Raw genomic sequence first — 16,243 nt, forward strand, 5'->3', positions numbered from 1 at the left:
TCCTCAGGTGGTCTGCTTGGCGGATCGGTGCCAGGACAGGACGCGCCGCTCGGCCGCCAGGAACGCCGAGTTGAGCGCGTACCCCAGGACGCCGAGCACCACGATGGTCGCCCACACACCGGGGAAGTCGTAGGACCTCTGGGCTTCCAGGAGCTGGAAGCCGATCCCGTCGGTGCTGCCGATCAGCTCGGAGAGCACCATGAGGATCAGCGCCAGCGACAGGCTGACGCGGAGCCCGGCGAAGATCTTCGGCATGGCCGAGGGCAGGATGATCCGGAACAGCCGCTCGCGGCCCGTCAGCCCGAAGACGCTCGCGGTGTCCAGGTGCTGGCGGTCGACGTGCCTGGCCCCCTCGCAGGCGTTGATCAGGATCGGCCAGACGATGCCGAACGCGATGAAGTTGATCTGCATCCGGGGGCCGATGGCGAACAGCGCCAGGAACAGCGCCAGCAGCATGGGCGGGGGAATGGCGCGGGCGAACTGCACCAGCGGGTCGACGAGGCGGAAGAGCAGCGGGGAGCGGCCCAGGGCGACCCCGAGGGCGATCCCGACGACCCCGGCCAGCACCCACCCGGTCAGCAGCCGGCCGACGCTCGTGGGGATGTTCTCCAGCGCCGCGTCGGTGAGCCAGAGCCGCTCCGCGGGACCGGTCAGCCACATCGTGTACGCGCTGGCCGCGATCTGCGACGGGGGCGGGAAGCTCAGCATCTCCAGGTAGCGGGTGAGCAGCTCCCACAGCGCCACGACGGCCGGCACCGGCCACAGCCGGCCGGCGACGCGCATCGCGCCGTTCATCACACGACCTCCGTCCGGGCGGTGTGCCAGCGGAAGAGCCGCCGCTCCGCGAGCACGAACAGGCCGTTGGTGACCACGCCGATGGCCCCGGCCCAGATCGCGGCGGCGATGACGTACTCCGTCGCGTCCACGCCGCCCGCGCTCTCCAGGACGTAGCTGCCGATGCCGTCGGCGCCGCCGCCGATCAGCTCCGTGCTGATCGCCACGATGAGCGCGATCGCCGACGCCAGCCGGACACCGGTGGCGATGAAGGGCGCGGTGCTAGGCAGGGAGACCCGCCACAGCACGGCCGGTTTCCCGAACCCGAAGCTGCGGAGCGTCTCCTTGGCGAGCGGGTCGACGTCCTTGAGGCCGTACATCGTGTTGATCAGGACGGGCCAGGTCGCCGCGTAGACGACCAGGGTGACCTTCATGTCGAACCTGTCGGAGAACACGGCGAGCGCCAGCGGGATCAGCGCGATCGACGGGATCGGGCGCAGGAACTCCACGATCGGCCGCAGCGCGCTCTCCACGCGGGGCAGGCTGCCGAGCAGGAACCCGGCGGGCACCGCGATCGCGACCGTGAGCAGCAGCCCGGTCGCCCACGCGCCGAGCGTAGAGACGACGTCGGAGAGGAACTCCCCGTCCGCCACGAGAGTGACCGCCCGGCCGAGCACCGTGGAGGCCAGCGGGAACGCGAGCGGATCGATCAGCCCGGCCCGGCCGGCGACCTCCAGGACGCAGAACAGCCCCGCGACGCCGAGGGCGCCGCAGAGCAGTCTGTTGTCGAGCGGGTTGCGCCGTGTCACCCGACATTTCCGGGGAGGATGGCCTTGGCCTGGATCGCGCTCGTGAGGTAGCCCTGCTCAAGCATGAGGTCGGCGACCCGCTGCAGGCGGGTCTCGTCAAGGCTGGTGGGGAAGGACCCCAGCGTGATCACGGCCGCGGTCGCCGCGTCGATCTTGGTGTAGGTCGGCAGGATCTCCTCGACGGCCTTGCGGTCCGAGGCGGCGATCTGCTGGGCCTTGGCGATCGCCCGCTGGAAGGCGGCGACCGTCTTGGGGTTCTCCTTGGCGAAGGCCTCGGTGACGACCACTCCCGCGATGGGGAAGTCCGCGGTGGAGTCGACCATCGTGTCGGCGAGCTTCTGGGCGCCGAGGGCCTTCTGTACCCCGGTCAGGGCCGGCTCGGTCATCCAGGCGGCGTCGACGGTCTTGCTGGCCAGCTGGGCCCCCATCTCAGGGAAGGGGAACTCCACGAACTCCACGTCCTTCTCGGTGAGGCCGTGCGTCTTGAGCACCGTGGTCACCGCCAGGGTGCCGATGTTCTGCTTGCTGTTGACCGCGATCTTCTTGCCCTTGAGGTCCGCCGGCGTCTTAATGCCGGAGTCCTTCGGGACCATGAGGTTGAACGAGTTCGGGGCGGCCTGGTAGAGGTCAGAGATGATCTTCAGCTTCTGGCCCTTGGAGACGGCCAGGAAGGTGGAGACGTAGTTCGTCTGCGTGGCGTCCAGGGCGCCGCCAAGAAGGGCCTGCTGGGCCTGGGCGCCGCCGGGCACCGGCTCGATCTTGACGGTGAGGCCCTCCTCCTTGAAGAAGCCCCGCTTGTTGGCGATGTAGAGCGCGGCCGAGTCGGGGATCGGCAGCGCTCCCATCTTGAGGCTGGGCTTCTCCAGGCCGCCCGCGTTCGCGGAGGTGGTGTCAGCGGGTGTGTCAGAGCTTCCGCAGGCGCTCAGCGCGAGGGCGGCGGCCACCCCTGCGATGACGGCCCGGCTCGCAAGTTTGAACCTCATGGGTCTCCTTAGCTGCATTTGACCGCCCCTGCCGGAACTCGCGGTAACTCATCGGGCGACATGGAGGGGGTCCCGGGAGGCACGTTGGTCAAGGGGGGTATGCCGACCGCGGATCAGAGTAGCGGAGTAGATCAGTCAAATTACAAATATTACCTCTTTCGCCCCTATCGCCCCGAAGCCACAAAACGGCCATAGGGGCCCCAGTCGCCACAGCCGTATCAATCGTGAGATGTGGCGGCCTAGCGGGCATCGCGAAAGATGTCAATAAATCTGTTTGGCAACTTTGCGGAAGTTTGTGGTTACAGGACGCAGAGTCATCGCCCGGTTGCGGATGCTGTGTGCCTGTTAAGTGAAGAATGCGAGTTATGTGCTGTTGGCCGAACTCATCCGGCTGTGCTCCAATAACCCCTACCCCATGGATGCGTCGGCGTCACTCGCACATCATTGCGTGACGCGATCCCCTCCAAGCAGACGATCCGAGGAGAGGCAGCGGAGGCCAGTGAGGACAGCGTCAATCCCCAGCGAACGCGATTCCGGGCTGGCACCTGCCCTGGGATTCGACAGCCAGGGGAGGCGGCCGCAGAGCGGCCCGGGTCAGGACCTCGACGGTCGCGACTCCGAGAAGTCCGCGAGGAACGGCGGCAGGCTAGCGCTCAAGAACTGGCGGGTGAGATCGCGGCTGATCGCGCTCATCGTCATTCCCACCGTCGCCGCGATCGTGCTGGGCGGCCTGCGGGTCACCACCTCGATCAGCAGCGCGGCCGAGTACGAGCGCGTGCGCACCACCGCCGAACTCACGGCCGGTCTCAGTGACCTGACCAACGAGTTGCAACTTGAGCGCGACCTGTCGGCCCGGTACGTGGCGCAGGGCCGCCCGACCACCGGCAGGTCGAACCTGCGCAAGCAGTACGAGGCGGTCGACGAGGTCGTCGGGCAGGTGAGCGGCCGCGTCAACAGTGCCATGGCCGACAGCGGCCTCCTCGCGGCCCTCGGCACCCGGGGCGAGACCGAGCTCACCCAGATCCGCCGCCGCATCGACGAGCTCAAGAGCGTGCGCGAACTGGCCTCCGGCACGAAGACCCTGCTGCCGGCCCAGCCCACGATCGCCATGTACTCCCGTACCATCGCGGACCTGCTGGCCCTGCACGACGAGATCATCCAGGGTGTCTCCGACCAGAACCTCACCAGCGGCGCGGCCGCGTTCGCCGCGCTGACCAGGGCGAAGGAACAGGCGTCCAGGGAGCGGGCGAACCTCGCCGCCGCCCTCGCCGTCAGGGGGTTCAGCGCCGAGGGCCTCGACGCCATGCTGGCCGCCCGCGCGCAGTTCGACGGAGAGCTCGCGACCTTCCGCTCCGAGGCGTCGATCGAACAGCGCCAGCTCTACGACGACACGGTCAGCAGCCAGCAGAAGGACCGCGCGGCGGCCCTGCGCGCCCGTGCCATCTTCCTCGCGCTCAACGGCCAGCCGCTGCGGAACGTCGACGTCTCGTCGAGCCAGCTCGGCGACCAGTCGACCTGGCTCGAAGCCTCCAGCGACGTCATCGAGAACATGCGCACGGTGGAGGAGCAGGTCGCCAACACCCTCATCATGCAGAGCAGCGTCCTACAGGCGTCCGAGCAGCGCGGCGCGCTGATCGCCGCGGGACTGAGCGGCCTGCTCCTCCTCCTCGTCCTGATCGTCACCGCCGTCATGGCGCGGTCGCTGGTCAGGCCGCTGCGCACGCTCCGCACCGAGGCGCTGTCCATCGCCGGACAGCGTCTCCCCGAGACCGTCCAGAGCATGCGCGAGAGCGGCGAGGTCTCGACCACCGACATCACCCCGATCGGCGTCGCCTCCGACGACGAGATCGGTGAGGTGGCGCGGGCCTTCGACGAGGTCCACCGCGAGGCCGTACGGCTGGCGGGCCAGGAGGCCACGCTGCGGAGCAACGTCAACTCGATGTTCGTCAACCTCTCCCGGCGCAGCCAGACCCTGGTCGAGCGCCAGCTCTCCCTCATCGAGAGCCTGGAGCAGGGCGAGCAGGACGAGGGCCGGCTCGGCAGCCTCTTCCGCCTGGACCACCTCGCCACCCGCATGCGCCGCAACTCCGAGAACCTCCTGGTCCTCGCGGGCCAGGAGCCCGCCCGCAGGTGGAGCCAGCCGGTCCCGCTCATCGACGTGGTCCGCGCCTCGCTGTCGGAGGTCGAGAACTACGAGCGGGTCGACCTGCAGCTGTCGGCGGGAGTGTCCGTGGCGGGCACCTCCGTCAACGACGTCGTCCACCTGATCGCGGAGCTCGTGGAGAACGCGATCTCCTTCTCCCCGCGTGAGACCAAGGTCATCGTCTCCAGCAACCGCATCGACGGCGGCGGGGTGATGGTCTCGGTGACCGACATCGGCATCGGCATGACCGCCGAGGAGCTCTCCCAGGCCAACTGGCGGCTCGCCAACCCGCCGGTGGTGGACGTCTCCGTCTCCCGCAGAATGGGCCTGTTCGTGGTCGGCCGCCTCGCCCTGAGGCACGGCATCCGCGTCCAGCTCAGGCAGCAGGACAGCGGCGGCCTCACCGCGATGGTCCTGCTCCCGGAGAACCTGCTCGCCATCGCCAACCGTCCCGGCGGACCTCCCTCCAGCATGCAGAGCGGCGACTGGGCCGGATCCATGGCCTCCATGGACCGCCCGCCCGTGCTGGCCAGCCCGACCTCCCCCCCGATGCCGTCCTTCGCCTCGTTCGAGGCCGCCCACCAGAACTCGTTCGCCTCCTTCGACCTGGGGCAGCAGTTCAACTCCTTCGAGGCCTCGCAGCCTCCCTTCGGAGGAGGCGGCCAGTTCGGGCAGGCGCCCGTCGACACCCCCTGGCCAGGACAGGTCCCGCCGCCCGGCGCCGACCCCGGCGGCTGGCCGAACGCCTCCCAGCCCGACTCCTCCGGATGGCGGCAGGGACAGGGCGGACCTCGCAGTGACGCGGGGATGTGGTCGGCCGGCTCGGGAGCGCCCCCGCGCGGCGACGCCCCCGTCTGGCCCGGCGGCCAGCAGAGCAGGGACAGCGGCTCCGACGTGTGGTCGACCTCCTCGCGCGGCGACTCCGGGGGATGGCCGTCCACCGGCAACTCCGGGCCGTTCGGCCGGCGCGTCTTCGACCCGGCGGACAACACCGGCCCGCTGCCGATCATCCCCGACTCCTCGCCCATGGAAGAGGCGAAGGAGGAGTTCCTGCCGATCTTCGCGGCCGTCGAGTCCGACTGGTTCAGGAAGGTCGAGCCGGGCCCGGCCGTCCAGGAGCGCGCCGAAGAGGTCCCCGAGACCCGGGCCGTCCAGGAGACCGTCCAGCTCTCACAGCCGGCCGCCCCCGCACAGGGGAGCGGCGGCTGGTCGTCGCCCGCCGACGTGGGCTGGCAGGCGGCCAAGGCCGCCAGCGAACCCTCACTCGGCGGGATCACCGGTTCCGGGCTGCCCAAGCGGGTGCCCAAGGCGAACCTGGTACCCGGTACGGCCGCGCCCGACCTGAGCGCGGCCCCCCAAGCTCCCGTGCACCGGCCGACGGTCTCCCCGGAGGCGGTGCGCAGCAGGCTGGCGAGCTTCCAGCAGGGAGTACGGCAGGGGCGCGCGGCCGCCAAGGGCGGAGCCGGAGACGGGCGGCCGTATCCCGACTTCGGCCGGGACGTTGAAGGAAACAAGGAGGACCGGTGAGCGAGCTCATCATGGTCGCCAAGGAGGATGACACGTGCGCGAAATGAGCCAGGCCGCCCGGGGGGTCAATTGGCTGATCACCGATTTTGTGAACAACGTCCCAGGTGTGGCGCACACGGTCGTCGTGTCAGCCGACGGTCTGCCGTTGGCGTATTCGGACGGATTTCCCAGGGACAGGGCGGACCAGCTGGCCGCGGTCGCGGCCGGCCTGATCAGCCTGACCCAGGGTGCCTCGCGGGTTTTCGAGGGCGGGGCGGTCACCCAGACCGTGGTGGAGATGCAGCGAGGGCTGCTCCTCATCATGTCGATCAGTGACGGTTCCTGTCTGGCGGTGCTGGCCGCCGCCGACTGTGACATGGGGCTGGTGGCCTACCAGATGACGATGCTCGTCGAGCGGGCGGGCCAGGTGCTGACCCCGGCCGTCCGCGCGGAACTGCAGTCTTCCCACTCACGGTGACGGCGATGACGCTAGGAGGCTGCCGTGGCAGGCCGCGGCTGGACCGGTGAGGGCGACCCGCACGGCGGGTATCCCTATCAATCAATGGACGACCCCCACCGGCATCAGGGCGGTCCTTCGCATCTGATGCACCCGGCGCCGTCGGAGCAGAGCTCCCTCGTCCGCCCGTATGCCGTCACCGGGGGGCGCACCGCCCCCCGGACCCAACTCGCCCTGGAGGCCCTGGTCTCCTCGGCGACCTCCATACATCATGATTTATCCACCCGCACCCCGGAGTATCAGGCGATCAGCGCCCTGTGCCGGCAAGTGCGTTCGGTCGCTGAGATCTCCGCGATGCTCCGCATCCCGCTCGGCGTGACCCGGATCCTGGTGGCCGACATGGCCGCCGAGGGCCTGGTGCAGATCCACCAGCCGCAGCTGGACGCGGGCAAGCCGGATCTCAACCTGCTGGAAAGGGTGCTCAGTGGACTTCGCAGGCTCTAGCCGCGGCGGCGGCCTGACATCGACGAAAATAGTCGTCGCCGGTGGATTCGGTGTTGGCAAGACCACCTTCGTGGGGGCGGTGTCGGAGATCCTGCCGCTGACCACGGAGGCGGTGATGACCGACGCCAGCGCCGGGATCGACGACCTCGGCCTCACACCGAACAAGACCACCACCACGGTCGCCATGGACTTCGGCCGTGTCTCACTGGACCGGGACCTGATCCTGTACCTGTTCGGTACGCCGGGTCAGCACCGGTTCTGGTTCATGTGGGACGACCTGGTCCGCGGCGCCATCGGCGCGATCGTGCTCGTCGACACCCGGCGGCTGGCCGACAGCTTCCCGGCGATCGACTACTTCGAGGAGGCCAAGCTCCCCTTCGTCGTCGCGGTCAACGGCTGGGACGGCACCTACCTCCACGGCGAGGAGGAGGTGCGCGAGGCGCTGACACTGGCGCCGCACATCCCCATCTCCCGGACCGACGCCCGCTCGCGCGACGCGGTGAAGGCCACGCTCATCACGCTTGTCGAGCACGCGCTCACCATGCGGATGGCCGTCCCCGGCTGGGGTCGCTGACCGCGGGAGGGCGTCAGTCGCACCTCCCAGCGGATAGGCTGGGAGGTCGAGTCGCAGACCTGTAGCGCAGAGGCTGGCCAATCACGTGTTCGAGACGCTTTCCGACCGGCTGACATCGGTCTTCTCCTCCCTTCGATCCAAGGGTCGGCTGTCCGAGGCCGACATCGACGCGACCTGCCGCGAGATCCGCATCGCGCTGCTCGAGGCGGACGTCGCGCTGCCCGTGGTCAAGGCGTTCGTCGCCCAGGTCAAGGAACGCGCCCGCGGCGTCGAGGTCTCCCAGGCGCTGAACCCGGCGCAGCAGGTCGTGAAGATCGTCAATGACGAGCTCATCGAGATCCTCGGCGGTGAGACCCGGCGGCTCCGCTACGCGAAGAACCCGCCGACCGTCATCATGCTCGCTGGCCTCCAGGGCGCGGGCAAGACGACCCTGGCCGGCAAGCTCGCCCGCTGGCTGCGGGAGCAGAGCCACACGCCGCTGCTCGTCGCCGCCGACCTCCAGCGGCCCAACGCCGTCCAGCAGCTCTCGGTCGTGGCCGAGCGCGCGGGCGTCGCGGTCTACGCGCCCGAGCCGGGCAACGGCGTCGGCGACCCGGTCGCGGTGGCCCGCCAGTCGATCGACCACGCCAGGCGGCAGCAGCACGACATCGTCATCATCGACACCGCGGGCCGCCTGGGCATCGACCAGGAGCTGATGAGGCAGGCCGCCGACATCCGCGACGCGGTCTCGCCCGACGAGGTCCTGTTCGTCGTCGACGCCATGATCGGCCAGGACGCCGTCACCACCGCCCAGGCCTTCATGGAGGGCGTGGGCTTCGACGGCGTCGTACTGACCAAGCTCGACGGCGACGCCCGGGGCGGCGCCGCCCTGTCGGTCCGGCACATCACCGGCAGGCCGATCATGTTCGCCTCCACCGGTGAGAAGCTCGAGGACTTCGACGCCTTCCACCCCGACCGGATGGCGTCGCGCATCCTCGACATGGGTGACATCCTCACCCTGATCGAGCAGGCCCAGAAGACCTTCGACGAGGGCGAAGCCGCCAAGATGGCGAGCAAGCTCACCTCGGGCGAGGGCTTCACCCTGGAAGACTTCCTCGAGCAGATGATGATGGTCCAGAAGATGGGCCCCATCAAGAACCTGCTCGGGATGATGCCCGGCATGGGGCAGATGCGCGAGCAGCTCAACCAGGTCGACGACCGCGACCTCGACCGCATCGCCGCCATCATCCGCTCGATGACCCCCGCCGAGCGCCACAACCCGAAGATGATCGACGGCTCCCGCCGCGCCCGTATCGCCAGGGGCTCCGGCGTGACGGTGACCGAGGTGAGCGGCCTGGTCACCCGCTTCTTCGACGCCCAGAAGATGATGAAGCGGATGGCCGGGGGCATGGGCATCCCCGGCATGCCGGGTGGCCGCAAGGGCGGCAAGGCCGCGCAGAAGAAGGCGGCCAAGGGACGCAGGGTCAGCGGTGACCCGCGCAAGGCGTCGCTCGGCAAGGCCGCCCCCGACAAGACCGACGAGCCCGCGGCCCCCGCGGGCAACGGCCTCCTGGGCAAGCTGGGCTCCCGGCAGCAGCTGCCGCCCGGCCTGGAGCTGCCGCCGGGCTTCGACCCCTCGAAGTTCAAGCTCCCCGGCCAGAAATGAGCGATGACGGGTTCCACCGGCGTGCCAGGTGGATCTGGGTGATCATCGTCGCGGGTTTCGTCCTCGTCGCGGTGCTCGAACTACTCGGCGTACGCCCCAAGTAGCACCCTCACGCGGAGTGCCCCCACCGGAGCGCCCTCACGCGGAGTGCCCCCACCGGAGCGCCCTCACGCGGAGTGCCCCCACCGGAGCGCCCCCACCGGAGCGCCCCCACCGGAGCGCCCCCACCGGAGCGCCCCTACCAGAGCGTCCCGCCCTCCCGCCCGTGCGACGAGTACAGCGGGAGCGGCAGGGGCGCCAGGGACGACGGCGGGGGCGCCAGGGACGGCACGGACGTCAGGGACGCGGACCGCGCGGGTGCTTCCTGCGGGGTCGAGATCTCCGGCGCGACCGGGTCCCCCAGCGGGACCGGGATCACCGGCGAGGTGGGTGTCTCCGGCGGGGCCGCAGGCTCCTGCGAGAGGGGCGCCTCGGGCACGGCCTCCGGCATGACGGGATCCCCGGGCCACGCGGGCGCCCCAGGTGGCCCGGCCGGTTCCGCGGGGACCGGCGTCCCCGGTCGCGCGGGCGACCAGAGGAACGCCTGTGTCAGGGGCGGAGCGACCGTCCCCGCCCGTACGAAGGCTCCCGGCAGCAGGGGCGTCCCCGGAGGTTCCGGCGCTCCCCAGGGGGCGTGCTCCTGGCCGGTCCCGGTGCCGGGGTTCCCGAAGGCTCCCGAGGACTCGGAGGTTCCGGTGATCCCGGGAAGCCCGGTGATCTCGGGGAGCCCGGTGGTTCCGGGAAGGCCGGTGGTTCCAAGGTCGATGGTTCCCGGGAATCCGGGGAGCCCGGGAAGTCCCGAGGTTCCCGGGGTTTCGCCGAGGGGGACCCGGAGGGACTCTCCGAGGGTTCCGGCGGGGGACGAGACGGGCGCCGGGAACACGTCGGCCTGACCGGCCGGGGTCGTCGCCCTGATGGCCAGCACCGCGCCCAGCACGGCGATGGATCCGGTCGCGGTCAGCAGCAGAGATCTGAGGGTGGTTGCCACGGCGGCCATTTAGCGCACCAGGCCGGCTCGCCGAGGGTCCCGGACACACGGGGATTACCGAGATTTGCCCTCCGGCCGCCGTACCGGATGGCCGGGGGTTGGCCGGGCACCCCCGCACGTCTGGCACAATGACATGTTGGAACATCGTGACACGTGGTTGCCCTCTCACTCCCGCGTGCCATGCCTGTCCCTCGAACGGTCCTCTCCTCGTGCCCCACTCGATGAGACGCCGCTCACCCACGCTCTAATGCAGGAGAGACCACACCAGTGGCAGTCAAGATCAAGCTCAAGCGGCTCGGCATGATCCGCAACCCGCAGTACCGCATCGTCATCGCCGACAGCCGCACCAAGCGTGACGGCCGGGCGATCGAGGAGATCGGCCTGTACCACCCGAAGGAGAACCCCTCGCGCATCGAGGTCGACTCCGACCGGGCGGCCTACTGGCTGGGTGTCGGCGCGCAGCCGACCGAGCCCGTGCTCAAGCTCCTGAAGCTCACCGGCGACTGGCAGAAGTTCAAGGGCGAGCCGGCTCCGGCTCCGCTCCTGGTCGCCGAGCCCAAGGCCGACCGTCACGCGGTCTACGAGGCCGCGGCCAAGGAGGCGCTCTCCCTGGAGGCCGCCACCACGCCGAAGAAGTCGACCCGCAAGGCGGCTCCCAAGGCTGAAGAGGCCCCCAAGGCCGAAGAGGCCGCCGCCGAGACCCCGGCTGAGCCCACCGCGGCCGCCGAGGAGAAGCCGGAAGGCGAGGCCTGAGGTGCTCGAGGAGGCCCTCGAGCACCTGGTGAAGGGCATCGTCGAGCATCCTGACGACGTCCAGGTTCACGCCCGCCGCATCCGCAGCGGGCGTGTGCTTGAGGTCCGGGTCCACCCCGAGGACCTCGGTAAGGTCATCGGCCGCGGAGGTCGTACGGCCAAGGCGCTTCGCACGGTCGTGAACGCCCTCGGCGACGGCAAGTACGTCCGGGTCGATCTCCTCGACCTGAACGAGGCCCGCTAGCCGGCGAGACGCGTCCAACGAGCGAACGGGCCACCCGCCCAGTGTGGGTGGCCCGTCTGCTTTCCACAGACACCACTACGTGAGGAGGCGGGCGTGCAGCTCGTCGTAGGCCGGATCGGCCGCCCGCACGGGCTCCGCGGGGACGTTTCCGTGGAGGTGCGCACCGACGAGCCGGACAGGCGCTTCGCCCCGGGCACCACCCTGGCCACCGATCCCGTGTCGACCGGCCCGCTGGTCGTCGAGTCCCGCCGCTGGCACTCCGGGATCCTGCTGGTCAGGTTCGAGGGCGTGACCGGCCGCGACCAGGCCGAGGAGCTCCGCGGCACCATGCTCGTCATCGACTCGGACGACATCCCGCCCCCCGACGACCCCGACGAGTTCTACGACCACCAGCTCATCGGCCTCACCGTGGTCAAGCCCGACGGCGAGCCGGTGGGAGAGGTGTCCGACGTGCTCCACCACGGCCAGGACCTGCTGGTCGTACGGCGCGGGAAGGCCGGGGCCGCCGAGGTCTACGTGCCGTTCGTCAAGGCGCTGGTCCCGGAGGTCGACCTCGTCAAGGGCATCCTCGTCGTGGACGGCCCCGCCGGGCTCCTCGACCCGGACGAGATCGTCTGACATGCGCGTCGACGTCATCTCCATCTTCCCCGAGTACTTCGCCCCCCTCGACGTCTCCCTCATCGGCAAGGCCCGCGAGCGCGGCATCCTCGACGTCCACCTCCACCAGCTCCGCGACCACGCCCACGACGTGCACCGCACCGTGGACGACACCCCCTACGGGGGCGGTCCCGGCATGGTCATGAAGCCGGGCCCCTGGGGGGAGGCCGTCGACGAGGTCCTCGCCTCCGGCCCGGCCGGACCCCCGAGGATGATCGTGCCGACCCCCAGCGGCGTGCCCTTCACGCAGAAACTGGCGATGGAGTACGCCGCCGAGCCGTGGCTGCTGTTCACCCCGGCCCGCTACGAGGGCATCGACTCCCGGGTGATGGCCGAGTACGGCGCCCGCATGCGCGTGGACGAGGTCAGTGTCGGCGACTACGTGCTCGCCGGGGGCGAGGTGGCGGTGCTGGTGATGATCGAGGCCGTCGGGCGGCTGCTGCCGGGCGTGCTCGGCAACGTCAACTCGGCCGTGGACGACTCCTTCGCGCCCGGCGCGATGGAGAACCTCCTTGAGGGCCCCGTCTACACCAAGCCGCCCGAGTGGCGGGGGCACGAGGTGCCGGAGATCCTTCTCTCCGGGCACCACGGGAAGATCGCCCGGTGGCGGCGGGACCAGGCGCTGCGCCGTACCGCGAGGAACCGGCCGGAGCTGCTGGCGGCGCTCGACCCGGAGAGCCTGGACAAGCACGACAGGCGGGCCCTGGCGGAGCTGGAACTCCCCGAGACGGGTCCCGCGGGCTCCGCCGGGTCTGCCGCCCTGACCGGTTGATTTCCGGTCGGTCGGAGAAATATGGCAGACTGAAGCGTTGCCGCCGACCGAACACTGGCTGGCGCGCCGCCGGGCAGACGGCTCCGGCTCCGAGACATAGTCCACTTCAGCACGCGTGTCCATCGCGACGCCGCTCCGTCGCGGCCGGATGGACCTCCGTGTGCGCTCGTAAATGAGGTACCACTGTCATGCACACGCTGATCAGCGAGCTTGAGAAGTCCGCGCTCCGCACCGACGTCCCGGACTTCCGGCCCGGTGACACGCTTGAGGTCCACGTCAGGGTCATCGAGGGCAGCCGGTCCCGTGTCCAGGTCTTCAAGGGTTTCGTCCTGCGCCGCCAGGGCGGTGGCTCCCGTGAGACTTTCACCGTCCGCAAGGTCAGCTACAGCGTCGGCGTCGAGCGGACCTTCCCGGTCCACAGCCCGGTCATCGAGAAGATCACCCTCGTGACCCGTGGCGACGTCCGCCGCGCCAAGCTCTACTACATGCGTGACCTGCGCGGTAAGGCCGCTCGCATCCGCGAGAAGCGCGACGCCCGCTAGGCGCGCCAGCGTCCGCCGGCCTGGCCCGTGCCCCCTTCTCCGGGGAGCGGGCCAGTCGCATGTAAGGAGGTTTGACCTCCTATGGCAATACGCATGGCTATGCGGTACCCCGTCACTCGACCACTTGGTACCGCCCATCATCTAGGCTCGTCAGCGATGACTAGCGAAGACCGGGAGTACGGCGCAGTCTCGCGTCGACCTGTCGAGGACGAGGTGGACATGGTCGCCGAAGACACTCAGAAGAGCGCCGAGGACGGCAAGGACAAGAAGAAGGGCTCCTTCTGGAAGGAGCTGCCTGTTCTGATCGTCGTGGCGCTGGTGCTCGCCCTCATAATCAAGACCTTCGTGATCCAGGCGTTCTACATCCCCTCGGAGTCGATGGAGAACACCCTTCTCACGAACGACCGGGTCTTGGTCAACAAGCTCGTCTACCGCGTCCGCGACATCGAGCGCGGCGACGTGGTGGTCTTCTCCGGGGTCGACTCCTGGGATCCCGAGGTCCCCATCGAGGAGCCGTCCAACCCGGTCGTGGGGTTCTTCCGCTGGATCGGCACCGCCTTCGGCGTGGTTCCCGGCGAGAAGGACTACATCAAGCGGGTCATCGGCGTCGCCGGTGACACCGTGAAGTGCTGCGACGCCCAGGGCAGGGTGACGGTCAACGGGGTCCCCATCGACGAGAAGTACCTCTATCCCGGCGACGTGCCGTCCCAGAGCTTCTTCGAGGCCAAGGTCGAGGAGGGCCGCCTGTGGGTGATGGGCGACCACCGGCTGGTCTCCCTCGACTCCCGTTCCCACCTTGGTGACCCCGGTGGCGGGACGATCCCGGTGGACAAGGTGATCGGCCGGGCCTTCGTGATCGTGTGGCCGTTCTCCAGGGCCACGACCCTTCCCATTCCCGACACCTTCGGCCAGCCGGCCCTCAAGGCCGCCGCGGCCCTGGGAGGGGCGGCTCCGCTCCTCGCGGGCTTCGCGGGGGCCGTGCCGCTGGTCCTGTGGCGTCGTCGTCTGCTTTCGAGGCGGTAGCCGGATCCCATGACCGCTGAACCCGAGGTTGAGAAGAAAGAGAAGAGCGGCAAGGGCGCCAGCCTGCGCGAGTCGCTGTTCCTGCTGGTGTGCGGGGTGGTGGTGGCGCTGCTGTTGCAGGCCTTCGTCTTCCAGTCGTTCTGGATCCCGTCGGAGTCGATGCAGAACACCCTTCTGGTGGGTGACCGGGTGGTCGTCAACAAGCTGCACGGCGACTCCGAGCGCGGCGACATCGTGGTCTTCAAGGGCTGGAACGACGAGGACACCATCAAGCGGGTCATCGCGGTCGGCGGTGACACGGTGAAGTGCTGCGACGCCAAGAGGCGGATCACGATCAACGGGGTGCCGCTCGAAGAGAGCTCCTACCTCTACTCCGAGGACTTCCCCTCGGGGGATCCGTTCGAGAAGGTCGTCCCCCAGGGGCGGCTGTGGGTTATGGGTGATCACCGCACCGCCTCCGCCGACTCGCGGGCCCACGAGGAGAGGCTGGGAGAGGGGACGATTCCCGAGAGCGACGTCATCGGCCGTGCCGTCGCGATCTACTGGCCGTTCTCCAGGGCCACCGTCCTTTCGAGGCCGGAGAGCTTTCTCAAGGTGAGATAGCGGTACCGAATGCCCCGGAGGGGGCGTACTCTCTGGGCATGGTCGTTCTGTCACCCGCGGTGCCATGACGGTTGCGTTTCGCCCCAGACCCAGCGTGGTCCGGCGGGATTCGGGACTGTACGGCTACGAGCGGGCCCTCAGCCGCCGCGGGCTCGGTCCCGTGGCGGGGGTCGACGAGGCCGGTCGGGGCGCCTGCGCCGGGCCGCTGGTGATCGCCGCCGTGGTGCTGGGCGGCCGGATCGACGGCCTGGGTGACTCCAAGCTGCTGACGGCCTCCCGGCGCGAGTCGCTGTACGAGCGGATCATGGCGACCGCGGCGGCGGTGAGCGTGGTGGTGATCCCGCCGGGTGAGATCGACGCCCGGGGTCTCCATAGATCCAACATCGGAGGAATGCGCAGGGCGGTGGCACGGCTACCCTGTCACCCCGGCTACGTTCTGACCGACGGGTTCCCCGTTCCGGGCCTGCCCGCACCGTCGCTGGGCGTGTGGAAGGGAGATCAGGTCGCGGCCTGCATCGCCGCGGCCTCGATCGTGGCCAAGGTGACGCGGGACGAGATGATGGTGGCGCTGCACGAACGCCATCCCCGGTACGGATTCGCCGTGCACAAGGGGTATGGCACCGCCGACCATCGCAGGGCTCTCAGAACCTACGGTCCGTGTCCGGATCACCGCTTCTCGTTCTCGACGGTGGCGCGGTCAGGAGCGGGCGAGGTGATGGGTGAGAATGAAGTGGGGGCCGGTGCCGTCTGATCGGGCGGGCCGGGGTGGGCGTTTAACAGGAGGACCGGTATGAGCGCAGAGGATCTCGAAAAGTACGAAACCGAGATGGAGCTGCAGCTTTACCGTGAGTACCGCGACGTTGTCGGCCTTTTCACCTATGTCGTGGAGACCGAGCGGCGCTTCTATCTCACCAATTCCGTCGATCTTGACGTGCGCACCGCCGAGAACGGTGACGTGTTCTTCGACGTGAAGATGCAGGACGCCTGGGTCTGGGACATGTACCGCCCGGCGAGGTTCGTCAAGAACGTCCGCGTGGTGACCTTCAAGGACGTGAACGTCGAGGAGCTCGCCAAGCCCGACCTGGAGATGCCCAAGGAGGGCTTCTCCTCCTGAGCGGCTCTGATCGAGGGGCCTCTTTCGAGGGGTTCCGCCGAGGGGCGTGCCGGGCGGCTTCTCCCGGCGGCTTTGAGAGCATCGTCCGCGGGGCTGGGGCCCCGGGGGGTACC

Annotated in this window: 18 protein-coding genes; 14 read left to right on the top strand and 4 right to left on the bottom strand. The window is 69.4% G+C overall.

Translation table 11 applies throughout. From position 1 onward, the window contains the following. Nucleotides 1–3: 3 nt before the first annotated feature. From ACW9TB_RS12275 to ACW9TB_RS12285, 3 genes are read right to left on the bottom strand one after another with little or no spacing between them, the layout of a single operon-like run. The gene (locus ACW9TB_RS12275; protein WP_472748096.1) at nucleotides 4–783 is read right to left on the bottom strand and encodes an ABC transporter permease; all 780 of its coding nucleotides are present in this window, start codon (nucleotides 781–783) and stop codon (nucleotides 4–6) included. 11 nt (nucleotides 784–794) lie between these two features. Beyond that, a complete protein-coding gene (locus ACW9TB_RS12280; protein WP_472748097.1) occupies nucleotides 795–1,583 on the bottom strand; it encodes an ABC transporter permease in 789 nt (262 codons plus the stop codon). Further along, complete coding sequence (locus tag ACW9TB_RS12285) at nucleotides 1,580–2,566, bottom strand: ABC transporter substrate-binding protein (RefSeq protein WP_472748098.1); 987 nt, start codon at nucleotides 2,564–2,566, stop codon at nucleotides 1,580–1,582. The genes ACW9TB_RS12280 and ACW9TB_RS12285 overlap by 4 nt, the downstream gene beginning before the upstream one ends. A gap of 499 nt (nucleotides 2,567–3,065) precedes the next feature. Here ACW9TB_RS12285 and ACW9TB_RS12290 point away from each other — a divergent pair, with 499 nt between their 5' ends. The 5 genes from ACW9TB_RS12290 to ffh all read left to right on the top strand — a co-directional run bounded on the left by ACW9TB_RS12290 (nucleotide 3,066) and on the right by ffh (nucleotide 9,395). After that, complete coding sequence (locus ACW9TB_RS12290; RefSeq protein WP_472748099.1) at nucleotides 3,066–6,236, top strand: sensor histidine kinase; 3,171 nt, start codon at nucleotides 3,066–3,068, stop codon at nucleotides 6,234–6,236. Nucleotides 6,237–6,279: 43 nt separating this feature from the next. Then, nucleotides 6,280–6,693 (top strand): roadblock/LC7 domain-containing protein, encoded by a 414-nt coding sequence (locus ACW9TB_RS12295; protein WP_326646986.1) that lies wholly within the window; start codon nucleotides 6,280–6,282, stop codon nucleotides 6,691–6,693. A gap of 24 nt (nucleotides 6,694–6,717) precedes the next feature. Next, on the top strand, nucleotides 6,718–7,176 hold the full coding sequence (locus tag ACW9TB_RS12300) for a DUF742 domain-containing protein (RefSeq protein WP_472748100.1): 459 nt from the start codon (nucleotides 6,718–6,720) through the stop codon (nucleotides 7,174–7,176). A 13-nt stretch (nucleotides 7,177–7,189) separates the two neighbouring features. Further along, a complete protein-coding gene (locus ACW9TB_RS12305) occupies nucleotides 7,190–7,750 on the top strand; it encodes a GTP-binding protein (protein WP_031158879.1) in 561 nt (186 codons plus the stop codon). A gap of 85 nt (nucleotides 7,751–7,835) precedes the next feature. Beyond that, nucleotides 7,836–9,395, top strand: coding sequence for a signal recognition particle protein (gene ffh / locus ACW9TB_RS12310; protein WP_472748101.1), 1,560 nt, complete (start codon nucleotides 7,836–7,838; stop codon nucleotides 9,393–9,395). Nucleotides 9,396–9,633: 238 nt separating this feature from the next. Here ffh and ACW9TB_RS12315 read toward each other — a convergent pair whose 3' ends face one another. After that, entirely contained in the window at nucleotides 9,634–10,431 is a 798-nt protein-coding gene (locus ACW9TB_RS12315; RefSeq protein ID WP_472748102.1) for a hypothetical protein, read from the bottom strand. A gap of 258 nt (nucleotides 10,432–10,689) precedes the next feature. Between ACW9TB_RS12315 and rpsP the strand changes: the two genes are divergently transcribed. The 9 genes from rpsP to ACW9TB_RS12360 all read left to right on the top strand — a co-directional run bounded on the left by rpsP (nucleotide 10,690) and on the right by ACW9TB_RS12360 (nucleotide 16,130). Then, nucleotides 10,690–11,175 (top strand): 30S ribosomal protein S16, encoded by a 486-nt coding sequence (gene rpsP / locus ACW9TB_RS12320; RefSeq protein WP_386261743.1) that lies wholly within the window; start codon nucleotides 10,690–10,692, stop codon nucleotides 11,173–11,175. A 1-nt stretch (nucleotide 11,176) separates the two neighbouring features. Then, nucleotides 11,177–11,419, top strand: coding sequence for an RNA-binding protein (locus ACW9TB_RS12325; RefSeq protein WP_329091253.1), 243 nt, complete (start codon nucleotides 11,177–11,179; stop codon nucleotides 11,417–11,419). 93 nt (nucleotides 11,420–11,512) lie between these two features. After that, a complete protein-coding gene (gene rimM, locus ACW9TB_RS12330; protein WP_472748103.1) occupies nucleotides 11,513–12,037 on the top strand; it encodes a ribosome maturation factor RimM in 525 nt (174 codons plus the stop codon). Between the two features lies 1 nt (nucleotide 12,038). Then, nucleotides 12,039–12,848, top strand: coding sequence for a tRNA (guanosine(37)-N1)-methyltransferase TrmD (gene trmD, locus ACW9TB_RS12335; RefSeq protein WP_472748104.1), 810 nt, complete (start codon nucleotides 12,039–12,041; stop codon nucleotides 12,846–12,848). A 188-nt stretch (nucleotides 12,849–13,036) separates the two neighbouring features. After that, complete coding sequence (gene rplS, locus ACW9TB_RS12340; RefSeq protein ID WP_344746403.1) at nucleotides 13,037–13,390, top strand: 50S ribosomal protein L19; 354 nt, start codon at nucleotides 13,037–13,039, stop codon at nucleotides 13,388–13,390. Between the two features lie 156 nt (nucleotides 13,391–13,546). Next, entirely contained in the window at nucleotides 13,547–14,413 is an 867-nt protein-coding gene (gene lepB, locus ACW9TB_RS12345) for a signal peptidase I (RefSeq protein WP_472748105.1), read from the top strand. A 9-nt stretch (nucleotides 14,414–14,422) separates the two neighbouring features. Then, nucleotides 14,423–15,016 (top strand): signal peptidase I, encoded by a 594-nt coding sequence (gene lepB, locus ACW9TB_RS12350; protein WP_472748106.1) that lies wholly within the window; start codon nucleotides 14,423–14,425, stop codon nucleotides 15,014–15,016. 64 nt (nucleotides 15,017–15,080) lie between these two features. Further along, nucleotides 15,081–15,767, top strand: coding sequence for a ribonuclease HII (locus ACW9TB_RS12355; RefSeq protein ID WP_472748107.1), 687 nt, complete (start codon nucleotides 15,081–15,083; stop codon nucleotides 15,765–15,767). Between the two features lie 39 nt (nucleotides 15,768–15,806). Further along, a complete protein-coding gene (locus ACW9TB_RS12360) occupies nucleotides 15,807–16,130 on the top strand; it encodes a DUF2469 domain-containing protein (RefSeq protein ID WP_030511723.1) in 324 nt (107 codons plus the stop codon). Nucleotides 16,131–16,243: the final 113 nt, after the last annotated feature.

Source organism: Streptosporangium sp. H13245 (assembly GCF_055690525.1).